This is a genomic window from Brevundimonas sp. GW821-FHT12C05 (assembly GCF_058807475.1).
Window position 1 is genome coordinate 110,163 of the sequence record NZ_JBXAQS010000002.1, and the last position, 22,407, is coordinate 132,569.

20 protein-coding genes are annotated in these 22,407 nt (G+C 70.4%); 10 read left to right on the plus strand and 10 right to left on the minus strand.

Annotated features, from left to right (window positions below):
- Window positions 1–68 precede the first annotated feature (68 nt).
- Window positions 69–503 carry a hypothetical protein gene (locus tag AC1RRF_RS09855; RefSeq protein WP_492834262.1) on the minus strand — a complete coding sequence of 145 codons (435 nt, stop codon included), beginning with the start codon at window positions 501–503 and terminating at the stop codon, window positions 69–71.
- Window positions 504–558: 55 nt separating this feature from the next.
- Window positions 559–795 carry a DUF1674 domain-containing protein gene (locus AC1RRF_RS09860; RefSeq protein WP_492834263.1) on the minus strand — a complete coding sequence of 79 codons (237 nt, stop codon included), beginning with the start codon at window positions 793–795 and terminating at the stop codon, window positions 559–561.
- 88 nt (window positions 796–883) lie between these two features.
- On the opposite strand from AC1RRF_RS09860, the gene htpX reads away from it, so the two are divergent.
- Window positions 884–1,846, plus strand: a complete 963-nt coding sequence (gene htpX / locus AC1RRF_RS09865) for a zinc metalloprotease HtpX (RefSeq protein ID WP_492834264.1) — start codon at window positions 884–886, stop codon at window positions 1,844–1,846.
- A 9-nt stretch (window positions 1,847–1,855) separates the two neighbouring features.
- Here htpX and recQ read toward each other — a convergent pair whose 3' ends face one another.
- The gene (gene recQ, locus AC1RRF_RS09870) at window positions 1,856–3,721 is read right to left on the minus strand and encodes a DNA helicase RecQ (RefSeq protein ID WP_492834265.1); all 1,866 of its coding nucleotides are present in this window, start codon (window positions 3,719–3,721) and stop codon (window positions 1,856–1,858) included.
- 64 nt (window positions 3,722–3,785) lie between these two features.
- On the opposite strand from recQ, the gene AC1RRF_RS09875 reads away from it, so the two are divergent.
- Genes AC1RRF_RS09875 through AC1RRF_RS09915 form a run of 9 tightly spaced genes read left to right on the plus strand, consistent with a single transcriptional unit; the run spans window position 3,786 to window position 12,171 of the window.
- Window positions 3,786–4,727 carry a class I SAM-dependent methyltransferase gene (locus tag AC1RRF_RS09875; protein WP_492834266.1) on the plus strand — a complete coding sequence of 314 codons (942 nt, stop codon included), beginning with the start codon at window positions 3,786–3,788 and terminating at the stop codon, window positions 4,725–4,727.
- A gap of 1 nt (window position 4,728) precedes the next feature.
- Complete coding sequence (locus AC1RRF_RS09880) at window positions 4,729–5,475, plus strand: pseudouridine synthase (RefSeq protein WP_492834267.1); 747 nt, start codon at window positions 4,729–4,731, stop codon at window positions 5,473–5,475.
- Between the two features lie 52 nt (window positions 5,476–5,527).
- A complete protein-coding gene (locus AC1RRF_RS09885; RefSeq protein ID WP_492834268.1) occupies window positions 5,528–6,742 on the plus strand; it encodes an NAD(P)/FAD-dependent oxidoreductase in 1,215 nt (404 codons plus the stop codon).
- A 31-nt stretch (window positions 6,743–6,773) separates the two neighbouring features.
- Window positions 6,774–7,412 carry a phosphoribosylanthranilate isomerase gene (locus AC1RRF_RS09890; protein ID WP_492834269.1) on the plus strand — a complete coding sequence of 213 codons (639 nt, stop codon included), beginning with the start codon at window positions 6,774–6,776 and terminating at the stop codon, window positions 7,410–7,412.
- A 19-nt stretch (window positions 7,413–7,431) separates the two neighbouring features.
- Window positions 7,432–8,646: a tryptophan synthase subunit beta gene (gene trpB / locus AC1RRF_RS09895; protein WP_291833855.1), complete on the plus strand. Its 1,215-nt coding sequence runs from the start codon at window positions 7,432–7,434 to the stop codon at window positions 8,644–8,646.
- A 6-nt stretch (window positions 8,647–8,652) separates the two neighbouring features.
- Window positions 8,653–9,108 (plus strand): hypothetical protein, encoded by a 456-nt coding sequence (locus AC1RRF_RS09900; protein ID WP_492834270.1) that lies wholly within the window; start codon window positions 8,653–8,655, stop codon window positions 9,106–9,108.
- A gap of 43 nt (window positions 9,109–9,151) precedes the next feature.
- Window positions 9,152–9,982: a tryptophan synthase subunit alpha gene (trpA, locus tag AC1RRF_RS09905; protein WP_492834271.1), complete on the plus strand. Its 831-nt coding sequence runs from the start codon at window positions 9,152–9,154 to the stop codon at window positions 9,980–9,982.
- A gap of 9 nt (window positions 9,983–9,991) precedes the next feature.
- Window positions 9,992–10,885, plus strand: coding sequence for an acetyl-CoA carboxylase carboxyltransferase subunit beta (locus tag AC1RRF_RS09910; protein ID WP_492834272.1), 894 nt, complete (start codon window positions 9,992–9,994; stop codon window positions 10,883–10,885).
- Between the two features lie 11 nt (window positions 10,886–10,896).
- A complete protein-coding gene (locus tag AC1RRF_RS09915) occupies window positions 10,897–12,171 on the plus strand; it encodes a bifunctional folylpolyglutamate synthase/dihydrofolate synthase (protein ID WP_492834273.1) in 1,275 nt (424 codons plus the stop codon).
- 9 nt (window positions 12,172–12,180) lie between these two features.
- Here the strand turns inward: AC1RRF_RS09915 and trxA are convergent, their stop codons facing one another.
- The 7 genes from trxA to AC1RRF_RS09950 form a co-directional block, all read right to left on the minus strand.
- Window positions 12,181–12,528: a thioredoxin gene (gene trxA / locus AC1RRF_RS09920; protein ID WP_492834274.1), complete on the minus strand. Its 348-nt coding sequence runs from the start codon at window positions 12,526–12,528 to the stop codon at window positions 12,181–12,183.
- A 109-nt stretch (window positions 12,529–12,637) separates the two neighbouring features.
- On the minus strand, window positions 12,638–16,081 hold the full coding sequence (addA, locus tag AC1RRF_RS09925) for a double-strand break repair helicase AddA (protein WP_492834275.1): 3,444 nt from the start codon (window positions 16,079–16,081) through the stop codon (window positions 12,638–12,640).
- Window positions 16,078–19,149 (minus strand): double-strand break repair protein AddB, encoded by a 3,072-nt coding sequence (gene addB / locus AC1RRF_RS09930; protein WP_492834276.1) that lies wholly within the window; start codon window positions 19,147–19,149, stop codon window positions 16,078–16,080. The genes addA and addB overlap by 4 nt, the downstream gene beginning before the upstream one ends.
- A gap of 51 nt (window positions 19,150–19,200) precedes the next feature.
- Window positions 19,201–19,896 (minus strand): N-acetylmuramate alpha-1-phosphate uridylyltransferase MurU, encoded by a 696-nt coding sequence (gene murU / locus AC1RRF_RS09935; RefSeq protein WP_492834793.1) that lies wholly within the window; start codon window positions 19,894–19,896, stop codon window positions 19,201–19,203.
- A 29-nt stretch (window positions 19,897–19,925) separates the two neighbouring features.
- A complete protein-coding gene (gene amgK / locus AC1RRF_RS09940; protein WP_492834277.1) occupies window positions 19,926–21,014 on the minus strand; it encodes an N-acetylmuramate/N-acetylglucosamine kinase AmgK in 1,089 nt (362 codons plus the stop codon).
- A complete protein-coding gene (gene tsaE / locus AC1RRF_RS09945) occupies window positions 21,007–21,474 on the minus strand; it encodes a tRNA (adenosine(37)-N6)-threonylcarbamoyltransferase complex ATPase subunit type 1 TsaE (protein ID WP_492834278.1) in 468 nt (155 codons plus the stop codon). The genes amgK and tsaE overlap by 8 nt, the downstream gene beginning before the upstream one ends.
- Complete coding sequence (locus AC1RRF_RS09950; protein WP_492834279.1) at window positions 21,467–22,327, minus strand: GNAT family N-acetyltransferase; 861 nt, start codon at window positions 22,325–22,327, stop codon at window positions 21,467–21,469. Before AC1RRF_RS09950 ends, tsaE begins: the two co-directional genes overlap by 8 nt.
- Between the last annotated feature and the right edge of the window lie 80 nt (window positions 22,328–22,407).

A 22,407-nucleotide genomic window follows, 5' to 3' on the forward strand; every position in this document is an offset into this window, starting at 1 on the left:
TGCACCGGCAGGGGGAGCGTCGGGCCACGCTTTCCCCTCAGAGGACGGAAATTAACCCTGTCCGTCGCTCAGCGGTCGTAGACATACACGTCCGGGCCCCGATCGCGGGATCGGCCGTAATGATCGACGTAGCCCTGTCCCCCCGGCCGGGCGCGGTCGTCGTTGTAGCCCCAGTCGTCGCGGTAGCCTTGGTACGGACGGCGGTCGTACCCGCGCCCTTCATAGCCGTACCGGCGGTAACGGCTCGCGCCATAGCCATGACCGTATCCGGTCGCGCGGCCGGGCGCATAGACGTACGGACGCTCGTGAGACCCGTCCGCCCAGCGACCGGTTTCGACGTAGGACCGGGTTTCGATCTCGGACAGGGGCGTTCCGCCGACCGGGCGTCCCCAACTGTCGAGATAGACCGGCTGGCCCCAGGACGGCGCATAGGTCTGGGCCGTCGCGGCGCCCGCGCAGGCGAGGACGACGAGACCCGCTGAGGCGGCGAGAAGGCGGATCATGGACGGCGTCTCCTGAACGTCAGGGTTAACGCTGTTCGGCGGGTTTCGTTCGCCGTCAGAAATCGACGGCGATGCCCTTCTTCTCCCAATCGCCGTAGCGGGTGGGTTCAGGACCGCGCGGACCGCCGTGTTCAACCTCCAGCGCGGCCTGTTCCGAGGCGGCGCGACGATCCGCCGCCTCCAGCAGGGCGCGGCGCGCGGCGTCGCTCAAGGGCCGCTCAGGCGTGGCGTGCGGGACATCCGTGTTGAAAACGGGGGCGGGTTCGGTCTCGGGGGTGGGATGATCGGTCACAGCGTCCTCGCCTTGAGCCATCGCGTTGCAATTCGCAAATTGGAAGCGTCCCCCAACGGCGCCAGTGCGCGCCCCTGTTCGAGTTCAGATGAACCACCTCAAGACCTTCGCCCTGCTCGCCGCGCTGACCGCCCTGTTCATGGGCCTCGGCTATCTGATCGGCGGCGCGCTCGGCATGCTGATCGCGCTGGTCGTGGCCGGCGGGATGAATCTGTTCAGCTACTGGAACGCCGACAAGATCGTTCTGAAGATGTACCGGGCCCAGCCGGTCGACGAGAACCATCCCAACGCCGTGGTGCGGACCTACGTCGCCGACACCCTGCAGATGGCGCGGGACGCCGGCCTGCCGCGGCCGATGATCGCCATCATCCCCAATGACCAGCCCAACGCCTTCGCCACCGGCCGCAATCCGCAGAACGCCGCCGTCTGCGCCACCACCGGCCTGCTGGACATGCTGACCCGCGAGGAGATCCGGGGCGTGATGGCGCACGAACTGGCGCATGTGAAGAACCGCGACACCCTGACCATGACGGTCACCGCCACCATCGCCGGGGCCATAGCGGCGCTGGCCAATTTCGCCCTGTTCTTCGGCGGCGGCGACGACCGCGAGCGGCCCGGCGGCATCATCGGGACCCTGGCCCTGATGATCCTCGCCCCCATGGCCGCGGGCCTGGTGCAGATGGCCATCAGCCGGTCGCGCGAGTACGAGGCCGACCGCGTCGGCGCCGAGATCGCCGGCGACCCGAACGCCCTCGCCTCCGCCCTGCAGAAGATCGAGGCCTACGCCAAGCGCATCCACAACCCGACCGCCGAGCGCAATCCGGCCTCCGGCCAGCTGTTCATCATCAATCCGCTGGCGGGCCGGGGCGCCGACAACCTGTTCTCGACCCACCCGGCCACCGGCAACCGCGTCCGCGCCCTGATGGACCTGGCGATGAAGATGGGCCGCCCGCCCGCGCCGCGGCCGGTCACGCCCGAGCCCGCGCCGGCGCGTCCGCTGACGACCTCCGTCCCCATCACGGGTACCTCGCGTCGAGGCCCCTGGGGCTGACTTCGCGGACTAGGCCGAAGCGGCCAGCGCCGCCAGAACGCCCTTGCCATAACGGTCCAGCTTGGTCTGGCCGACGCCGGAGATATGGCCCAGCATCTCCAGGTCCCCCGGCTCCGCGATGGCGATCTCCAGCAGGGTCTTGTCCTGGAAGATGACATAGGGCGGCACGCGCTGCTCGGCGGCGCGCTCGCGGCGCCAGTTGCGCAGCACCTCGAAGCGGGCGCGGACGTCGGCGTCCATGGTTTCCAGGGCGGCGTTGCGGCCGTTTCGCACCCGTTCGCGCGGGGCCGAGACACGGGCCGGCGTCAACCGCACCTCAATGACCCGCTCGCCGCGATAGACGCCGCGCACGGCCTCGGGATCGCCCAGCCGGACCAGCGGCTTGCCGTCGTTGGGATCCTCGACCAGCAGACCCTCGAACATCAGGTGGTCGATGACGTCGCGCAGGGTGTGGGAGGCGATGTCGGCGCCGATACCCCAGGTCGACAGCGCGGTCTCCCAGGGTTGGACGTCCTTGGTCTTGCCCAGCAGGTGGTCGATGATCCGGGTCTTGCCGAAGCGCTCGCCCAGCCGCTGCACCGCCGCCAGCGCCTTCTGGGCGGGCACGGTGGCGTCGAACAGGGCGGGCGGATCCTGGCAGATGTCGCAAACGCCGCAGCGGTCCGCGCCGGTCTCGCCGAAATAGCGACGCACGGTCTGGGGGCGGCAGGTGGCGCCGTCCAGCATGGCGAACAACTGGCGCGCCTTGCGCACCTGAACCGCCTTGACCTCTTCGACCATGGGACGGCCGTCGAGACGTTTCAGCGTCCAGGCGATGTCGGACGGGCCGTACAGGGTGATGCCCTCGGCCGGTTCGCCGTCGCGTCCCCCCCGCCCGATCTCCTGCCAATAGGCCTCCAGCGAACCGGGCGGATCGGCGTGGATGACGAAGCGCACGTCGGCCTTGTCGACCCCCATGCCGAAGGCGATGGTCGCCACCATCACCGCCCCGTCCTCGGCCAGGAAACGCTCCAGCCGCTTGTCGCGGTCCCGGGCGTCCATACCGGCGTGATAGGCGATGGCGTTGGTTCCGGCGTCGCGCAGGGCCTGGGCCACCCGCTCGCAGCCGTCACGGCTGCCGCAGTAGACCACTCCGGACTTTCCGCGCCGCTGACGCACCAGATCGATCACCGCCGCGTCGGTCTTGGCGCGCGAGCCGTTCTCCTTGCGGATCGCTGACAGCTGCAGGTTCGGGCGGGCGAAGCTGTCGACCACCACCTTGGCGCCGTCCAGCCGCAGGGAGCGGACGATGTCCTCGCGCGTGCGGGCGTCGGCGGTGGCGGTCACGGCGATGCGCGGCACGCCGGGGAACAGCTCGGCCAGCCGGCCCAGCGTTCGGTAATCCGGCCGGAAGTCATGTCCCCATTGCGAGACACAGTGCGCCTCATCAATCGCGATCAGGCTCAGCGGCAGGTCGTGCAGGCGATCGATCAAATGGGGCTGCGCCAGTCCCTCAGGCGAGACATAGAGCAGGTCCAGCTCCCCCGCGCGCGCCGCGCGCCAGATGGCCGAACGGTCGTCCATGGAGACGCCGGAATCCAGTCTCGCCGCCGAGACGCCCTGCTGCTTCAGCGCCTCGACCTGATCCGTCATCAGGGCGATCAGGGGCGACACCACCAGGCCTAGGCCGGGGCGCAGCATGGCGGGGATCTGATAGCAGACCGACTTGCCTCCGCCGGTCGGCAGCACCGCCAGCACGTCCCGCCCGGCGAGGATTTCCTCGACCACCTCGGCCTGCATGCCGCGGAAGTCGCCGTGGCCCCAAACGCGCTCCAGCGTCGCGCGCGCGTCGGCCAGGGTCGGCGCGGGCGGGGCGGAGACTGAGTCGGGGAGCATGGCGGCGTTGTGCCGGATTTGTTCCGGGGTGTCACCGGGCCTCGCGCTCCGCTAGAGGAGCCGGATGACGACGCTTCTCTATGGCCGCCCCCCGGTGGTGTTCGATCCGCCGGGCGCGGCGACACAGACCTCGCCCCTGATCCCCGGCGCGACGCCGCTCGAAACCGTGCCGGAAGGCTCGGCCGACAGCATCATGATCTATGCCCCGCCGGGCGTGCTCGAGCGCCGCTACACCCTGGCCCTGGCCCTGCGCGCCCTGAAGCCGGGCGGACGGCTGGACGTCATGGCCCTCAAGGACAAGGGCGGCTCGCGGCTGAAGAAGGAGCTGGAAGCCTTCGGCGCCGAGGTCGGCGAGAGCTCCAAGGCCCACCACCGCCGCTGCGTGGTCCTCAAGAGCGAAGGCCTGACCGGTCTGGACGCGGCCATCGAAGAGGGCGCGCCGCGCGCCATGTCCCAGGCCAATGGCTTGGGTGGGTTCTGGTCTCAGCCTGGCGTCTTCGCCTGGAACCGCATCGACCCGGGCAGCCGCCTGCTGATCGAAACGACCCTTCTCTATCAGGGCGTCGACTCGCCGCTGAAGGGGGCTGGAGCCGACCTCGGTTGCGGCATTGGCGTTCTCGGAGCGGTCGTTCTGGCCGACGGCCAATGGCCGAAGGTCACCTCCCTGAGGATGATCGATCTTGATCGCCGGGCCATCGAAGCCGCGCGAAAGAATATCACCGACCCCCGGGCTGCCTTCGAACAGACCGACGTGCGGACGCTGGAGCCCGTCGGCGACCTCGACTTCATCATCACCAACCCGCCTTTCCATGACGGCGGCGCCGAGGACAAGCGGCTGGGCCAGGCCTTCATCCGACAGGCCGCGGCCCTGCTCAAGAAGGGCGGCGTCCTGTGGCTCGTCGCCAACCGCCACCTCCCCTACGAGGCCGAGATCAACGAGGCTTTCAAGCGCGTGCGCATGGCCGCTGACGCCGGCGGCTACAAGGTCTTCGAGGCGGTGAAGTAAGGTGGCGAAGATTCCGACCTCGCGCGTCGACAAGCTTCTGGGCTCGCTGGGCTACGGCTCGCGCACCGAGATGGCGCGCATGGGCAAGGCCGGCGGCATCGTGCTGGACGGCGTGGACATCACCGATGTGTCGAAACGCATCCCCGTCACCCCCGACCTGCCGACCCGGATGGAGATCGACGGCGAGCCGCTGGACCCGCCGCAGGGCATCGTCATCCTGCTGCACAAGCCGTTGGGCATGACCTGTTCGCACAAGGAGGACGGGGCGCTTGTCTATGACGTCCTGCCCGACCGCTGGCGCCGCCGCGACCCGGCCATCTCGACCATCGGACGGCTGGACAAGGAGACATCGGGCCTGCTGCTGATGACCGACGACGGCGACCTGCTGCACCGGGTGATCAGCCCCAAGAAGAACGTCGCCAAGATCTATCGCGCGACTCTGGCGCGCCCGCTGAACGGCTCGGAAGCCGCCCTGTTCGCCTCGGGCGAACTGCTGCTTGAAAACGACGACAGGCCGCTGAAACCCGCCGGGCTGGAGGTGATCTCTCCGACCGAGGCGAGGGTCTCGGTGACCGAGGGCCGCTATCACATGGTCCGCCGGATGTTCGCCGCCGTGGGCAATCACGTTGAGGCCCTGCATCGCGAGCGGCTGGGCGGCCTGGGCCTGCCCGACGACCTCGCGCCGGGCGAATGGCGGCTGCTGACATCAAACGAGATCGACTCGATCTTCGCCGGGCCCGGCGACTGAGCGGAACCGGCAGGGCCCTCGTCCGCTAAGGCTCCGCTTCTGCGGAGACGGCATGACCGGGGCGACTCTCAAACGCGATCTCAGGACCGGCCGATCCCTGTGGGCGGACAGTCCAGGGCTGGGCGTGCCGATCCGCCCACTGGCGGCGGCTGTCGCGGTGGACGTCGCGATCGTCGGCGCGGGGATCAGCGGGGCCTTCATGGCGCACGAACTGAGCCACGATCACTCCGTCGCCGTGCTGGATCGGCGGCCGCCGCTGATGGGCTCGACCGTGGCCTCCACCGCCCTGCTGCAATGGGAGATCGACCTGCCGCTGACGGCGCTGGGGGACCGCATAGGCGGGGCGAAGGCGAGGCGGGCCTATCTGCGCTCGCGGTCTGCCGTCGATGATCTGAAGCGGATCGTGGCCGAGGAACGAATCCGCTGCGGGCTGAAGGACAAGGCGACCCTCTATCTGGCCGGCGATGAGTACGGCCATCGCGCCCTGGCGGCGGAGGCGGACGCCCGCGCCGCGATCGGTCTGGAAAGCGACTTTGTCGGACCGGCTGGGCTGCGCGAACGGTTCGGGATCGAACGGACCGGCGCCATCGTCAGTCAAGGCTCGGCCAGCGGCGATCCCGCCCGGCTGGCGGCGGGTCTGCTGCGCCGGGCGGAGACAGCGGGGGCGAAGGTGTATTCGCCCGTTGAGGTGCTAGAGGCCGTCAGCGACCCCGACGGCGTCACCCTTCTGACCGACGCGGGCCATGCGGTGCGGGCGAAGACGGTCATCTTCTGCTGCGGCTACGAGTTTCCCAAGGGCGTTCCGACGCCAGGCGCGAAAGTGATCTCGACCTGGGCCATGGCGTCCAAGCCGCGCCAGCGCTGTCCTGCCTGGCTGCGCGACACCCTGGTCTGGGAGGCGTCCGATCCGTACCTCTATTTCCGCATGGGCGGCGACGGGCGGCTGATCGTCGGCGGCGAGGATGAGCCCTCGCCCGTGGCCCACGCCGACAAGGCCAGGCTGAAACGCAAATGCGCGACGATAACGGCCAAGCTGAAGCGGCTGCTGCCGACCCTCGAATTCGAGATCGACTACAGCTGGGCCGGAGCGTTTGGAGAAAGCGCGACCGGTCTGCCGTCTATCGCCCCCGTACCGGACATGGACCACGCCTGGGCGGTCATGGGTTTCGGCGGCAACGGCATCACCTATTCCGTCATCGCCAGCCAGATCGTGTCGGCGGCGATACGCGGCGGTGGCGATCCGGACGCCGACCTGTACCGGCCTTGACCCCGACGGACGGCGGGCGCACCTGCCGGGCATGACCCGGGCCAAGATCTGCGGACTGACGACGCCTGACACGCTGGACGCGGCCCTGGCCGGCGGCGCGGCCTTCGTCGGCGCGGTCGTGTTCCCGAAGAGTCCGCGCCATATCGCCCCTCTGCACGCCGCCACCCTGTTCGAGCGCGCGCGGAATCGGGCCGCCATCGTGGCGGTCACGGTCGACGCCGACGACGCCCTGCTGACCGAGATCGCCCTGATCCTGAAGCCGGACCTGATCCAGTTGCACGGGTCCGAGACCCCGGCCCGCGCCGAACAGGTCCGAACCCTGACCGGAGCGGGGATCATCAGGGCCCTGCCGATCCGCGTGCATGAGGATTTCGACGAAGCCGTCGCCTGGGAGCCGTTCGCGGATCACCTGATGTTCGACGCCAAACCGCCGGAAGGGTCTGACCTGCCGGGCGGAGTCGGAGCCCGGTTCGACTGGACCCTGCTGGCCGATCGGGCCTTTCGGCATCCGTGGTTCGTCGCGGGCGGGCTGAATCCCGACAACGTCGCCGAAGCCGTGCGGATTTCCGGCGCTCCCCTGGTGGACGTGTCCTCTGGCGTGGAAAGCGCCCCGGGTGTTAAGGACCCGGCCCTGATTGCAGCCTTCCTTCAGGCCGCCCGGACCGCCTGACCTCCCCGCGAGTACGCCCGTGAACGCCATCCTGCCCAACAGCTACAGCTTCCCCGACGCGGAGGGCCGGTTCGGCCCCTATGGCGGACGGTTCGTGGCCGAGACCCTGATGCCGCTCATTCATGAGCTGAACGACGCCTACGAGGCCGCCAAGGCGGACCCCTCGTTCCAGGCGGAGCTGGACGGCTTCCTGACCGACTATGTCGGCCGGCCCAGCCCGATGTATTTCGCCGAACGCCTGACCGAACACCACGGCGGGGCCGACATCTGGTTCAAGCGCGACGAGCTGAACCACACCGGCGCCCACAAGGTGAACAACTGCATGGGCCAGATCCTGCTGGCCATGCGCATGGGCAAGACCCGCATCATCGCCGAGACCGGCGCCGGCCAGCACGGTGTGGCCACCGCCACCGTCTGCGCCCGCTTCGGCCTGAAATGCATCGTCTACATGGGCGCGACCGACGTGGAGCGTCAGTCGCCCAACGTCTTCCGCATGAAGCTGCTGGGCGCGGAGGTGATCCCGGTCACCTCGGGCCGCGGCACGCTGAAGGACGCCATGAACGAGGCGATGCGCGACTGGGTCACCAACGTCGAGGACACCTATTATCTGATCGGCACCGCCGCCGGGCCGCACCCCTATCCGGCCATGGTGCGCGATTTCCAGTCGGTCATCGGCCGCGAGGCCCGGGCCTCCATGCTGGCCCGCAAGGAAAAACTGCCGGACGCCTGCGTGGCCGCCATCGGCGGCGGCTCCAACGCCATCGGCCTGTTCTATCCCTTCATCGAGGACGCCGGCGTGCGCCTGATCGGCGTCGAGGCGGCCGGGCGCGGGCTGGACGGTCCGGACCATGCCGCCTCCATCCAGGGCGGCCGCCCGGGCGTACTGCACGGCAACCGCACCTATCTGCTGCAGGATGACGACGGCCAGATCCTGGAAGGCCATTCGATCTCGGCCGGCCTCGACTATCCCGGCATCGGGCCCGAGCACGCCTGGCTCAAGGACATCGGCCGCGCCGAGTACCGCGCCGCCACCGACCAGGAAGCCCTGGAAGCCTTCCAGCTGTGCTCGAAGCTGGAAGGGATCATCCCCGCCCTGGAGCCAAGCCACGCCCTCGCCCGCGTCGGCGAGATCGCGAAAGAAGTGGGCAAGGGCGGCGATGTCGTGCTGAATATGTGCGGACGGGGCGACAAGGACATCTTCGCTGTCGCGAAGCATCTGGGCGTGGAGCTCTAGGACAATATGAAGACCCTCATTCTCGCCGCTGTGGCCGCACTGTGCGTGACGCCAGCCATGGCCCAAACGGCGACGCCGGCGCCGCTCAACGTTGAAATCCCCGAACTGCCGCAGGTCACCGCCGACCCGACCTGCGGCGGCAAGCCCGCTCTCGCCCAGCAGGCGTTCTGCGTGACGACCACCCAGGCCGGCGTCGGTAATGTGGTCGACGCCTACAGCGCCACCTTCTCCCAACAGGGCTGGTTGGCCGCGGGCGGAGACAACAATCTGGTGATCTACGTCAAGCGCAAGCCGGACGGCGGCTGTGACGGCTTCCAGATGCTGGCCTTCGCCGACGACACGCGCGCGGCCGCGCCCGGCGCCCCGGCCTGGCTGGCCTTCGCCACGATTCCCGGCAACGTCTGCGCCGCGGCGCCCGCGTCCGCCGGCCCGCAGGCGGGTCCGCCGGCCCCAGCGCAGTGACCCCTTTCCCGGCTTCGGCCACGACCTCTTCCTCGACGGCCCCATGACCACCCAACGCATCGACGCCCGCTTCTCCGCCCTCAAGGCGCAGGGCCGGGCCGGTTTCGTCGCCTATGTCATGGCGGGCGACCCCACGCGCGACGAGGCGCTGGAGATTCTGCGCGGCCTCCCCGCCGCCGGGGCCGACATCATCGAACTGGGCTTCCCCTTCTCCGACCCCATGGCCGAGGGCCCGCCGATCCAGCGCGCCGCCCTGCGCGGCCTCAAGGCCGGACTGACGCTGAAGGGCACGCTGGATCTGGCTCGCGACTTCCGCGCCGGCGACGCCGATACCCCCCTGATCCTGATGGGCTATCTGAACCCCATCGAGAGCTATGGCCACGAGGCCTTCGCGCGCGACGCGGCCGCCAGCGGCGTGGACGGCGTCATCGTCGTCGACTGCCCGCCGGAAGAGGCCGATCCGCTCACCGACGCCCTGGACGCCCACCAGGTTTCGCTGATCCGTCTGGCCACCCCGACGTCGGACGACGACCGGCTCAAGGTCATCGCCCAACGGACCTCGGGCTTCGTCTACTACGTCTCCGTGGCGGGCGTGACCGGGGTCAAGGAAGCCCAGGCCGGATCGGTCGCCCCGGCCGTCGAGCGGGTGCGCAAGGCCTCGGGCCTGCCGGTCGCCGTCGGCTTCGGCATCAAGACGCCGGAACGGGCCGCCGAGGTGGCGCGCGTGTCCGACGCCGTCGTCGCCGGCTCGGTGCTGGTGGACGAGGTCGCCGCCGCGCTGGACTCGAACGAACCCGCCGCCCCGCGCGTTCTGGCCAAGGTGCGCAGCCTCGCGGACGCCGTGAAGGGTGCGCGCGCGACAGAAACCGTCTAAAGCGCGCCCATGGTCGACAAGAACAAACCCCAGCAAGAGAAGCGCGGCGGCTGGCTGTCCCGCTTCGCCCCCGGCGTGCGCAAGATCGTCAGCCGGCGGGACACGCCCGACAATCTCTGGGTCAAGGACCCCGACACCGGCGACATGCTGTACCGCTCGGACCTGGAAGGCGCCCTGTGGGTCACGCCGTCTGGCCGGCACATGCGCATCGACGCGCCCACACGCCTGCGCTTCACCTTCGACGACGGCAAGTACGAGTCCATCGACACGCCGGATGTGCCGGAAGACCCGCTGAAATTCTCGGACGGCAAGCCCTACAAGGACCGCCTGAACGCCGCCCGCAAGGCCGCCGGCCGCAAGGACACCATGGCCATCGGCTTCGGTGAGATCGGCGGCGCCGAGGCCGTCGCCATCGTTCAGGACTTCACCTTCATGGGCGGTTCGCTCGGCATGGCCGCGGGCGAGGCCTTCATCGCCGCCGCCCGCGCCGCCGTCGCGCGCGGCGTGCCGCTGGTCTGCTTCACCGCCGCCGGCGGCGCCCGGATGCAGGAAGGCGCGCTCAGCCTGATGCAGATGGCCCGCACCACGCTGGCGATCCAGGAGCTGAAGGCGGTTCAACTGCCGTTCGTCGTTGTCCTGACCGACCCCACCACGGGCGGCGTGACCGCCAGTTACGCCATGTTGGGCGACGTCCACCTGGCCGAGCCGGGCGCCCTGATCGGCTTCGCCGGTCCGCGCGTCATCGAGGCCACCATCCGCGAGAAGCTGCCGCCGGGGTTCCAGCGCGCCGAATACCTTCAGGAGAAAGGCATGGTCGACAAGGTCGTCGCCCGTGGCGACCTGCCCGAGGTGCTGGGTCAGATCCTGTCGATGCTGATGGGCGGGAAGCGCCGGGCCGCGTAAGACACGCGCCCATGGATCCGATCTCCGAACGCTTGCGCGCCCGCCATCCGCAGCGCATCGACCTGTCGCTGGACCGGATGCGGGTCCTGTGCGCGGCCCTGGGTGATCCTCAGAACCGCCTGCCACCGGTCATCCATGTCGCCGGCACCAACGGCAAGGGGTCGACCGTGGCCCTGCTACGCGCCATCGCCGAAGCGGCGGGTCTGAAGGTCCATGTCTATACCTCGCCCCATCTGGTGCGCTTCAACGAGCGGATCCGGCTGGCCGGCGAACTGATCACTGATGAGGCTCTGAACGGCATCCTCGATCGTATCGAGGCGGTGGCGAGCGAGGCGACGGTGTTCGAGAGCACCACGGCCGCCGCCTTCGTGGCCATGAGCGAAACCGCCGCCGACCTGGCCATCATCGAGGTGGGCCTCGGCGGCGTTCTGGACGCCACCAACGTCATCGAACGCCCCCTGCTCAGCCTAATCACCCCGGTCGATCTGGACCACGCCGAGTTCCTCGGGACCTCCCTGCGCGGTGTCGCGGTGGAGAAGGCGGGCATTCTCAAGCCCGGCGCGCGGGGCCTGATCGCGCGACAGACGCCCGAGGCCATGGAGGCCATCGAGGCCGCCGCCCTGGCCGTGAGCGCTCCCCTGACCGTCATGGGCACGGACTTTGACGCCTGGGCCGAGCGCGGCGGGCTGGCCTTCCAGGATCAGGAACGCTTCCTTGACCTGCCGGCGCCCGCCCTGGCGGGGCCGCATCAGATCGACAACGCCGGGTTGGCCGTCGCCGCCGCGCTGGAACTCGACCTGCCCGAGGCCGCCATTGCCGAAGGTCTGCGGACCGTGCGCTGGCCGGCCCGGATGCAACGGTTGACCGAAGGCCCCTACGCCGATGCCGCCCGGGCCGCCGACGCCGAGTTGTGGCTGGACGGCGGACACAATCCGCACGCCGCCCGGGCCCTCGCCCTGACCCTGGCCCGGCGACAGGCCACGGCGCCCCGGCCCACGGCCCTGATCGTCGGCATGCTGGGCAACAAGGACGCAGGCGGCTTCTTCGAGGCGTTAAACCAGTCCGGCGCGACGGTCTTCACCGTCGGCTTCGAAGGCGCGGCCGCCGAACCCGAGGCGCTGGCGGCGGTCGCGCGCGGCCACGGCCTCGGGGCGACGACGGCCGGGACCGTGGAGCAGGCCCTGGCGCAGGCGCTCCGGCTCGGGGCCGGGCGCGTGGTCATCTGCGGATCGTTGTATCTGGCCGGCGAGGTCCTGGGCGCGGCGCGCGAGACCTGGCCGACCTGACGCGCCGATTCAGGCGGTGGCGGAGGCGGTGGAGGTGACGCCGTTTTCGGCCAGCCATTCGACGATCTTGCCCTTGGGCATGGCGCCGACCTTCATCGAGGCCATCTGGCCGTCCTTGAACAGCATCAGGGTCGGAATGCCCTTCACGCCCAGCTTGGACGGGATCATCGGGCTGTCGTCGATGTTGACCTTGGCGATGGTCACCTGACCCTGAAGATCGTCGGCGATCTGCTCCAGCGCCGGACCGATCTGTTTGCAGGGGCCGCACCATTCCGCCCAGAAATCGACCAGCACGGGCTGGGACGCCTTCAGGACGTCGGTTTCGAAGCTTTCGTCGGTGACCTTGACGGTGGCCATTGCGGTTCTCCTTGCGGCCCGCCTTGCAGGCGCGCCTCATAAAATCAGCCGGCGATAATAGCGTGATTCCGGTCCGTTGCAGCCGATTTGGGATGCCGAAGGCGGCAAATCAACGGACTAGGGCGGCGGCCATCAGATCGTCGGGCACGGCCATCAGCTTGGGTCCGTCCGTCCAAACGAGCGCCGCCTCCACCGGACGGTCCGGATAGAGTTGTCTCACGATCGAGACGTAGATCGCCAACTGCAGCACATAGGCTGGTTCTGCGTCCTCGATCCGATCCGGCGCCGGGCGATTGGTCTTGTAGTCGACAACCAGAATTCGCTCCGGCGTGACCACCAGCCGGTCTATCCGCCCCGAGACGGCCACGCCCGCCGCCCGCCCGGTCAGGGGCACCTCTGGCCGCGAACCGGGACCAAAGACCGGGGCGAAGCGAACGTCCTCCAATACCGAGAAGGCGGCGGCGATCATCTCGCCGCGCTGGTCATCGCCGAGGTCTCGCTCCCGAGACAGTAGCCGTCGCGCCGCGTCCGGCCGTTCGGCCGCCGCGAGTTCGGGCAGGCGTTCCAGCAGGCGGTGGATCAGGTCCCCGCGCCGGAACCGGCCCAGACTTCCCGCCGCCACGGCCAGCGGCGACGGCGCGGGCAGGCGCAGCACCTCGTCCATCTGCGACGGCGAGGCGATGCGCGCCGTCGGATCGGGCGCCGGCGAGATCCCCGCCCAGGCCGGAACGGTCGCGGCCGTCGCGGTTACCGCCCCCTGTGGCGGAAGCCGGACTGGATCGGCGCCGAACCGGCGCACCCCGTCCGCCTCATGCACCCGATCGCCCAGCCGGCCGAAAGTTTCGCTCAGGACATCCCACCAGCTGCCCTCGTCGAAGCCGGCCTTGGTCTTGGCGCTCCCCCGGCCCATGATCACGATCCGGTCGCGGGCGCGGGTCAGGGCGACATAGAGCAGGCGCAGGGTCTCGGCGTCGGTGCGCGCCTGCCGGGCCTCACGAGCGGCCCCGGACGCCTCGCAGTCGTCCGCCGCCCGCCCCGGACACATCAGCCAGGCCTCGGACCCGTCCTCCAGCGCCACGGGCATCAGGGCCGGACCCTGCGCCTTCGCCCGGCTGGTGGTGTCGGGCAGGATGACCACGGGCGCCTCCAACCCCTTGGCCCCGTGCACGGTCATGACCCGCACCTCGCCGCGCGGCCCCTCCAGCTCCCGTTTCACCTCGACGTCGGCGGCCTCCAGCCGGGCGACGCAGGTCTCCAGATCGACCGCGCCGCGATCTTCGGCGGCCAGCACCTGGTTCAGGGTTTCGTCGATCGCCTCCTCGGCCTCGCGGCCCAGACGGCGCAGCACCCGCGCCCGGCCCGAGACGCCGGTCTCGTCCACGCGGTTCAGCAGGGCGGAGAAGAAGCCGAACGGATCGCGATCCCGCGCCGACAGGGCGAAAGCCAGCATATCGCGCGCACGAGACCACTCCGGCCGCTCCCCGGCCCGGTCGCGCAGCTCCCGCCACAGCCGGCCGCGCTTCGCGGTCTCCCCGGCCAGGGCGAACAGACTGGCCTCGTCCACGTCGCAGAACGGACTGCGCAGCACCCCCGCCAGCGACAGGTCGTCGTCGGGGTAGAGGACGAAACGGGCCAGCGCGATCAGGTCGTCGAAAACGATGTGCGACGACAGCTTCAACCGGTCCGCCCCCGCCACGGGCACGCCCGCCGATTTCAGCGCGCGAATGATCTCCTCGAAGGTCGCATCCCGGCGGCGCACCAGGATCAGGAAGTCGCCATAGCCCGATGCCCGCGGCGCGCGCGTCTTGCGGTCATGGACGGCGACGCCGGTCTCCACCTGCCGCTTGATGTCGGCCGCCAGATCAAAGGCCAGCCGCTTGCGCGCCGAGGCGACGGTCTCGTGGTCCAGCGGCGCATCCCAGGCCTCGCGCTCCGGCCCCTTGATCTCTTCATGCAGCGGCCACAGGTCGACCGATCCGGCCTCGCCCTCGCGCATGGCGGCGTGGGGTGGGATGGCCGCCAGCCCGTCGCCGACCAGGGCGCGGGTCCGCTCGCCCCCCTCGAACACCGCATCGACGAAGCTCAACACTTCCGGCGTCGAACGGAAGGATTTGGCAAGCTCCACGCCCTCGAACCGGGCGTTCGCGCCCCGCGCCAGCATGTCATAGCGCTGGGACTCTTGCCGCAAGCGCTCCGGCCGCGCCCCCTGGAAGGAGTAGATCGACTGCTTCTCGTCGCCGACGGCGAAGACCGTCCGGTCCAGCCTCTCTCCCGAAGCGGGCATGGGGGTGAAGCGCCGCCCGCCCTCGCCGGCGAAGAAGCCCTCGGTCAGGGCCTTGAGGATGTCCCACTGCTGGGGCGCGGTGTCCTGCGCTTCATCGACCAGCACATGCTCGACCCCGCCGTCCAGCTTGTACAGCACCCAGGCCGCCGAGGCCCGACGGGTCAGCAGGTCCACCGTGCGGGCGACCAGGTCGCCGAAGTCGAGCGCTCCCTTGGCGATCTTGGCCTGGTCGTAGAGGTGGGCGTGGGCCTGGGCGAGGGTGAGCACATGGATGGTGTCGCGCACCACCCGCACCCGCTTCAGCCGCTCCAGCGCGGCGACGTACTTCAGCTGCAGATCCAGCAGCCAGACCCCCGCCGCCGGCGGGGCCTTGGCCGTCGCCATCGCCTTGCGCGGCTCGCCGCCGGTCAGGAAGACATTGGCCAGGCCGGGGAAGGTCCAGGCGGCTTCCCGCATACGGTCGGCGCATTTCTGGTCGTTGGTTGAGCCCGTCGCCATGGCCGCCGCCGTCTCCAGCCACTGGCCCCGGTCGAGGAAGCGGATGAAGTCGTTCTCCAGCCCCTCGACCGTATCCTCGGGATGGGCGCCCGCCACCACATGCGGCCCCGGCGCGAGCCCGTCGGCGACCCGGGCGACATAGGCGACCAGCTTGTCCCGCTCGGCCTCGATCATGGCCAGCAGCGACTGGAAAGAGGCCCAGTCCAGCTCGACCGCGAAATGGCTGTAGGCTTGGCCGATCACCCCGTCGGCGTCGCGCAGGGCGGCCCGGGCCAGTTCCTCGCGCGCCGAGTGCGACAGGGCCGTCGCCGCCTCGTTCTCCAGCACGGTGAAGCCCGGCGTCACCCCGGCCTCGATGGGGAAGCGGCGCAGCAGCTTTTCGCAGAAGGCGTGGATGGTCTGGATCTTCAGCCCGCCCGGCGTCTCCAGCGCTTTGGCGAACAGCCGGCGTGCGTCTGACAGGTCCTGGCCCGACAGCCGGGCCGGATCGCGCCCGTCCAGATCAGCCAGCGACTGCGCCAGCCGCCCGTCATCCATCACCGCCCACTCGCCCAGCCGGTCGAACAGCCGCGCCTGCATCTCGGCGGCGGCGGCCTTGGTGTAGGTCACGCACAGGATCTCGCCCGGCTGGACCTCGCGGAGCAGCAGCCGCGCCACCCGGTCAACCAGGGTCGAGGTCTTGCCCGAGCCGGCGTTGGCGGTGACGAAGACCGACTGGCCGGGGTCGGCCGCGGCGATCTGGGCGGGATCGGGCAGGATGCGCGCGCTCATTCCGCGTCTCCCTCGTCGCCGCCGACCACATGCCATTCCCAGACCCGGGCGAGGTGGTCGTAGTTGCCGCCGAAATTGCCCATGAACTGCGGTGCGACCCAGCTCAGATAGGGCGTCTCTTCGCTGTCGAACCGTTCGATGCGCGCGGTCAGTCCCGCCAGCGCCGCCTGCGACAGGGCCAGCGCCTCGGCCCCCGACGCCCGCACCGCCGCCTGCCCCGGCTCCTTGCGGCCGACGACGCGGACATAGGTCAGCTCCTCCGGCTCGACCGGCCCGGTATCCTTCAGCCCGGCCTCGGCCAGGATGGCGCCGGTTAGGGTCAGCTGGGGCGAAAAGCCGGTGCGCACCTGTTTCGGCGAGGGGATGGAGCCGGTCTTGAAGTCCAGCACCGCCGCGCCCGTGGCCGACAGTTCGATCCGATCGGCCTTGGCGGTCAGCTTGAACGGCCCCGCCGGGGCCGGGATCAGCATCTCGACCCGTTCCTCAACCCGGATCTCCACGCCCCGCGCCCGGCGCTCGGCCTCGAATCTGGCCAGCCACACCGCGCTGTTGCGGGCCAGCGGCGTCTCGCGCGCCATGGCCGCGTCCTCGAACCCGGCGGAGGTCAGCTCCTCGAGCAGCAACCGCTCCAGTTGTTCGGCGCTGTCCTCGGGCAGAACGTCGGGCCAGGACAGGGTCATCCGCTCGACCGCCTTGTGCACGGCGTTGCCCCGCGCGATCGCCTCGGCGGACTGGCCGGGCCGATCCATTTGTCTCAGATTCAGGACGTAGCGGGCATAGACGGCGTAAGGATCGCGCACCCAGCGCTCGACCCCGGTCACCGGCAACTCGCGCGGACGCCGGTCGACGGGCGGCCGCGGCGCGGGTCGAGGCGCATACTCCGGCGTGGTCCGCGCCGGCGCATCCAGAGCCCGCGCCTGATCCAGCAGGCCGGAAGGGCGGGCGACGGACACCGGCGTCTCAGGCGTATCGGCGCCGCGCGTCAGCATCTCCAGCCGCCACAGCCAGCGCGATTTCACCGCCGGTTGACCGCCGCGCCGCTCGCAGTGCACCAGAATGGCCTCGTCGGCGCTGGCGGCCTGGACGAAGTCCTGCGCCGTCTGGCCCAGACGCCGTTCGGGCGGCGGCAGGCCCATTGTCCCGCGCATGGGACGAGACAGGAAGGGATCGGTCGGAGCGGCGTTGGGCCAGACTCCTTCCTCCAGCCCGGCCAGGATCATCCGGTCGGCCCGCACCAGACGGGCCTCAATGGCGCCGAGGATGCGCAGACGCGGTTGACTGGCCCCGCCGGTGCGCACCGTCTCGTCGGTGAGCAGGCCGTGAACCAGCTCGGCGAAGTCTTCGCGCGACACGGCCCCAAGCGATCCGCCGCCCTCGATCAAGGCCGACAGCAGACTCGCCGCCGCCTCTCCGTCCGGCCCTGCCCAGGCCTGCTGCCCGGCCACGGCCTCGATCAGGCCGGTCAGGGCGCGGGCGGCGGCGTCCAACGCCGCCTCGTCCCGGAACGGCGTCCGCGCTTCGGCCGACAGCGCCTCCAGCCGATCCAGAAGAACCCGCGCCGCCGCCAATCTCGTCAGCGTGACGTCGGACGGAACCCGCCCGTCGTCGCGCGGCTGGCCGGCCTCCAGCAGAGCCTTGCGGGCGCGCGACCAGTCGCGGCGGCGCGGGCCGCGCAACGCAAAGGCCTCCAGCGCCTCGACCGCACCCCGGAACTCCGTCTCACCGAGGTCCAGTTGCACCAGCGGATGTTTGAGCAGGCCCAGCAGGGCATGAGGGTCCAGCGGATCGGCGAGGAAGCGCACGGCCAGGTCCATCAGCCGCCCGGCCGGCATGCGCGACAGGGGCTGCCCCGACGACACGTCGGCGCTGACGCCCCAGCGCTCCAGCCGCGCCGCCACCCGACGACCCAGCGCCAGATCGGGCGTGACCAGGGCGCAGGTCTTGCCCGGCGTCTCCAGCGTCTCGCGCATCATCAGGGCGATGGCCCCCGCCGCGTCCTCTTCGGCCCGCGCCGTGACGACGGACAGACCGCGCAGTCCCTCTGCGATGGGATCGGCGGACTGGGTCCCCGCCGCCTCGGCGCGCATGGCGCGGATCAGCTTGCGCCAGTCGTCGGTGGCGTCGGCGGGCCGCAGCGCCTCATTGAGCAGCCGCTGGCGGGCGCGGCCGCGCGCCTCCACAGCGGAGTCGATCGGGGGACGGAACCACGGGCGCACGGCCTCGCGCTCGACCCGCCCCCAGAGCAGCCGCCACAGGGCGTTCTGCGGGTGCTGCTCGTTGTCCCCCAACCGAGACCAGACCGCCGGGTCCAGGTCGGAATCCAGCCCGGGCAGAACGACACAGCCCTGCGGGGCCTTGGCGACGGCGGCCAGCACATCGGCGGCGGCCGGCGCCGAACCGGTCGAGCCGGCGGCGATCACCGGATGCTCGGGCGGCCGCGCCTCCCAGCTCTCGGCCAGCAATCGCAACAGCTTCGCCCGTCGCCAGGCCGGATCCACCAGCCCCAGCGCCGCCAGTCGCTTCGGCCATGTCTCGGCGGCGAGGCTTAAGAATCGCGCCGACTCCCGCCAGTGTTCGGCCAGATCCCCCTCAACCAGAGTGGCCACCCTGCCGATATCCTCGACTTCTTCCAGGTGGCAGGAATCGAGGAAGCCGCCCAGCGCGTCCGCCAACTCCAACGCGCGCAGGGGCGACAGGTCCGAGCGGAAATCCTCCACGATCATCCGCGCCATCTCGAAGCGGCGGGTCAAGGGGGCGATGGCCGGCGGCAGGTCCAGCCCGACCTCGCCCGGCGCGAACGGCGGCTCATCCTCTTCCAGATCCCCCAGCGGCCGCACCTGCGGCAGCAGCACGGGACGCCCGCCCGCCTGTTTGGTCAGGGCCGCGGTGAAGGCCCGCGCCGCGCGTCGATTGGGCAGCAGGATGACCGCGTCCGACAAGGTCTCGGGCGGCTTGTCGCCCAACCAGTCCAGCACGCCCGCGGCCAGATCCTCCAGGAACGGCCGATGCGCCTCGACCGCGTACCAGCGGGGCTTGTCGCCAAGGAAAGGATCAAACCGGGCGGTCATTCCTGAGCGCCTATCGCTCGACGCCCGGCGTCTCGCTGCCTGAGGCGCACCTCATCCGCCTCCGGCCAGTTTCGCCTCGGCCTCGTCACGGGCCTGCGGGTCGCCGACGTGCATCCAGTCGCCGTCCATCACCACGCCGTACAGCCGCCCGGCCGCTGCCGACCGGCGCCAGAACTGGCTCAGCGAGAAGGGGCCATCGGGACCGTCGGCGACATAATCGGGCCGACAGATGTGGACGCCCATGTAGGCGAAGGGCGCCGACGTCGCCTCGCCCCGGAAGGTCAGCTTGCCGTCGTCGCCCAGGAAGAAGTCTCCGTCGCCCTCGAATCCGATGGAGCCTTCGCGCCGCGCGAGAAGAAGCGCCGCATCCATGATTGACGGATTCCACAACCGCGCGAGTTGATTCAAGGCGTCGCCCCGATCGACCCAGACGCTGTCGATATTGGCCACGAAGACCGGATCGTCGCCCAGCAGCGGCGCCGCCTTCTTCAGGCCCCCGCCCGTCTCCAGCAGGGTTTCCCGTTCGTCGGAGATCACGATCTCCGGTCCGCGTCCGCGCGCCGCGAGATGGCTTTCCAGCCGATCGGCGAACCAGTGGACATTGACCACGACCTTTTCCACGCCTGCATCGGCCAGCCGATCCAGCACATGGTCGATCAGGGCCCTTCCGGCGACCTCGACCAGGGCCTTGGGCCGGTCGTCGGTCAGAGGACGCATACGGGTGCCTAGACCGGCGGCCAGCACCATCGCGGTCTTGGGGGCGGTCCTCGGAGCGGTCATAGGCGGCTGGTCTCCGGCACATGGGCGTCGAACCAGGCGCGAACGGTCTCGAGGCCGGGCTTGGTCAGATTGGCGTTCAGGTGCGCCCACATGCGCGGCATGAAGGCGCGGTAGCGCGGCTTGCCGTCACGCACGATCAGCCGGGCGAAGATGCCGAGGATGCGCGCCTCGTTCAGCGCCGCCAACCCGGCGTAGTCGCGCATGAACCCGGCCCGGTCGACGCCGGGACGCAGGCTGAAATAGTGGTCCAGCGCCCTGGCCTCCAACGCCGGCGAAACATCCCGGCGGGCGTCCTGCAGCAGGGAGTGGAGATCCCACGACGGGTGGGCGCGTACGGCGTCCTGGAAGTCGATCATCCCGACCATGGCCGCGCCCCGGCGGTCCGGCAGGCGGATCAGGTTCTCGGCGTGATAGTCGCGATGCGCCATGACCGTGGCCCCCGCCGCGCCGCGCTCGACCACCGGCCTCCACGCCTCGCGCCAGCCGGCGACGGCGGCGGCATCGAAGGTCAGAGCCGGGTCCAGCGCCGGCATCCATTCGACGAACAGGTCGGCTCCGCCCTGCAGCGCCGTCTCGTCATAGACCAGCAGCGGCCAGTCCCCCGCCGCCCCGCTCAGCCGCACGGGCGGCTCGACAGCGTGCAGGGCCGCCAGGGCCTCGACGGCGGCCAGGTAGAGCGGCTCCTCGGCCTCCCCGGCCTCGATGACCCGGGCGAACAGGGCGTCGCCGAAATCCTCCAGCACGGCCAGGCCGGCGGCGGCGTCGATGGCGATGATCTCCGGCGCCGACAGGCCGAGCGCCCGCAGGTGGTCGGCCACGGCGGCGAAGGCCTCGATCCGGCCCGCCGACAGCCGCGCGGTGGCGTTCCAGCCCGAGGCCAGGCGCTGCGCCGGCGTCCACGCCGGGTCGGCCGGGGGGCTTTCGGCGTTGGCCGGCTGATCCATCAGCATGAGCGACCGCCCGTCCGCCGTCGTCAGCCGTTCATAGCGCCGCGTCGAGGCGTCGCCGGGCAGAGGTTCGCGCGCCGCCTCGGACAGGCCGGCGGCCTTCAGGAAGGCGAGACGAAGGGCTTCGCGATCAGACATTCAGGTCCTTCAGTTTCTCAACCCAGGCGCCGGCGCCCGATATGGACGCCCGGCGGCCATCACCGTCCTCGGCCAGGGAGACCGTCAGCCGGTCCGGTCCCAGCCAGGGGTCCGGGTCCTCACCCAACCGCTCAGGCCATTCGATGAGCGCACAGCCTTCGTCCAGCGCCTCGTCCAGCCCGATCTCGGCAGCTTCCTCCGGTCGGGTCAGGCGGTAGAGGTCGAAATGCGCCACCGGCGGATCGCTCTCATAGAACTGCACCAGGGTGAAGGTCGGCGACGGCACGTCTTCGTCGGGCGAGGTCAGCGCCCGGATCAGGCCCCGCGCCAGCGTCGACTTGCCCATGCCCAGCGGCCCGTACAGCAGCACTGTCTCGCCCGGCGTCAGCAGGGGGGCGATGGCCGCGCCCAGCCGGGTCGTGGCGATCGCGTCGCGCAGGGTGAAAACGACCTCAGGCAAAGTCGGCGTCCGGCTGGCTGGGCAGGACCCGTTCGGTGAAAGCCTTGAGAGCGTAGGTCGCCTTGCCCGCGTCGATGTCGAGACGCGAGGCCGGGATCGGCTTGCCGACCATCAGCTGGAACGGCTTCTTCCGCTTGTTCAGCAGCTCGTGGAACAGGGTGATGTCCCGCAGCTCCTGCGACACCTGGTCGAACCAGTGGAACAGGCGGGAATAGGGGCCGGCCACATGGATCGGAACCACCGGAGCCTCGTATTTCCGCGCCAGGGAGGCTGCGGTCGAGGCCCATTCCGGATCGGTGACCGAGCCGTCCTTGCCGATCCGCGCCAACCGGCCGGCCGGGAACATGACCACGCAGCGCTCGGCCTCGAAGGCCGCCTTGGCGGCCTGCAGGGTTTCGCGGGTCTTCTCGCGGGTGCGTTTATCGACCACCCATTCCACCGGGATGACGGTTTCGCCCAGCCGCGGCGAGACCCGCAGGGCGTCGGCATTGGCGAAGAAGATGGCGTCCGGCCGCCGCGTCTTGATCGCGTCGAACACGGCGATCCCGTCGGCGATGCCGGTCGGATGGTTGGCGACGATGATGCAGCGCCCCGTCGCCGGAATGCGCTCGGGGTTCATCACCGAGACCTTCAGGTCCAGCAGGTCGCTCATATAGTCCAGCGCCGCCGCGCCTGAGAGGGGCCGGACCGCGTCGGCCATCCGCACGGCCTGGCGATAGTTGAGCAGCCGGTACAGCACGGGCCGCACCACCGGCCAGAAGACGGACGCCGTCAGCCGGGGCGCGCGCTCGGCGATCAGCACGTCGCAGATGTGCGGCTCGGAGCGGACGGGCGTGGGGGCGGCGGCGGTCATTCGAGGCCGGTTGTCGCCGCTCGCGGGGCGCACGGCAAGCGGCTTGGCGGCGGCGGGAAGCGTGTTACCTCTTGCGCTGG

Coding starts and splice junctions, on each gene's coding strand:
- AC1RRF_RS09855 (WP_492834262.1), bottom strand. CDS start 503: ATGATCCGCCTTCTCGCCGCCTCAGCGGGTCTCGTCGTCCTCGCCTGC.
- htpX (WP_492834264.1), top strand. CDS start 884: ATGAACCACCTCAAGACCTTCGCCCTGCTCGCCGCGCTGACCGCCCTG.
- recQ (WP_492834265.1), bottom strand. CDS start 3,721: ATGCTCCCCGACTCAGTCTCCGCCCCGCCCGCGCCGACCCTGGCCGAC.
- AC1RRF_RS09875 (WP_492834266.1), top strand. CDS start 3,786: ATGACGACGCTTCTCTATGGCCGCCCCCCGGTGGTGTTCGATCCGCCG.
- AC1RRF_RS09885 (WP_492834268.1), top strand. CDS start 5,528: ATGACCGGGGCGACTCTCAAACGCGATCTCAGGACCGGCCGATCCCTG.
- AC1RRF_RS09890 (WP_492834269.1), top strand. CDS start 6,774: ATGACCCGGGCCAAGATCTGCGGACTGACGACGCCTGACACGCTGGAC.
- AC1RRF_RS09900 (WP_492834270.1), top strand. CDS start 8,653: ATGAAGACCCTCATTCTCGCCGCTGTGGCCGCACTGTGCGTGACGCCA.
- trpA (WP_492834271.1), top strand. CDS start 9,152: ATGACCACCCAACGCATCGACGCCCGCTTCTCCGCCCTCAAGGCGCAG.
- AC1RRF_RS09910 (WP_492834272.1), top strand. CDS start 9,992: ATGGTCGACAAGAACAAACCCCAGCAAGAGAAGCGCGGCGGCTGGCTG.
- AC1RRF_RS09915 (WP_492834273.1), top strand. CDS start 10,897: ATGGATCCGATCTCCGAACGCTTGCGCGCCCGCCATCCGCAGCGCATC.
- trxA (WP_492834274.1), bottom strand. CDS start 12,528: ATGGCCACCGTCAAGGTCACCGACGAAAGCTTCGAAACCGACGTCCTG.
- addA (WP_492834275.1), bottom strand. CDS start 16,081: ATGAGCGCGCGCATCCTGCCCGATCCCGCCCAGATCGCCGCGGCCGAC.
- addB (WP_492834276.1), bottom strand. CDS start 19,149: ATGACCGCCCGGTTTGATCCTTTCCTTGGCGACAAGCCCCGCTGGTAC.
- murU (WP_492834793.1), bottom strand. CDS start 19,896: ATGGTGCTGGCCGCCGGTCTAGGCACCCGTATGCGTCCTCTGACCGAC.
- amgK (WP_492834277.1), bottom strand. CDS start 21,014: ATGTCTGATCGCGAAGCCCTTCGTCTCGCCTTCCTGAAGGCCGCCGGC.
- AC1RRF_RS09950 (WP_492834279.1), bottom strand. CDS start 22,327: ATGACCGCCGCCGCCCCCACGCCCGTCCGCTCCGAGCCGCACATCTGC.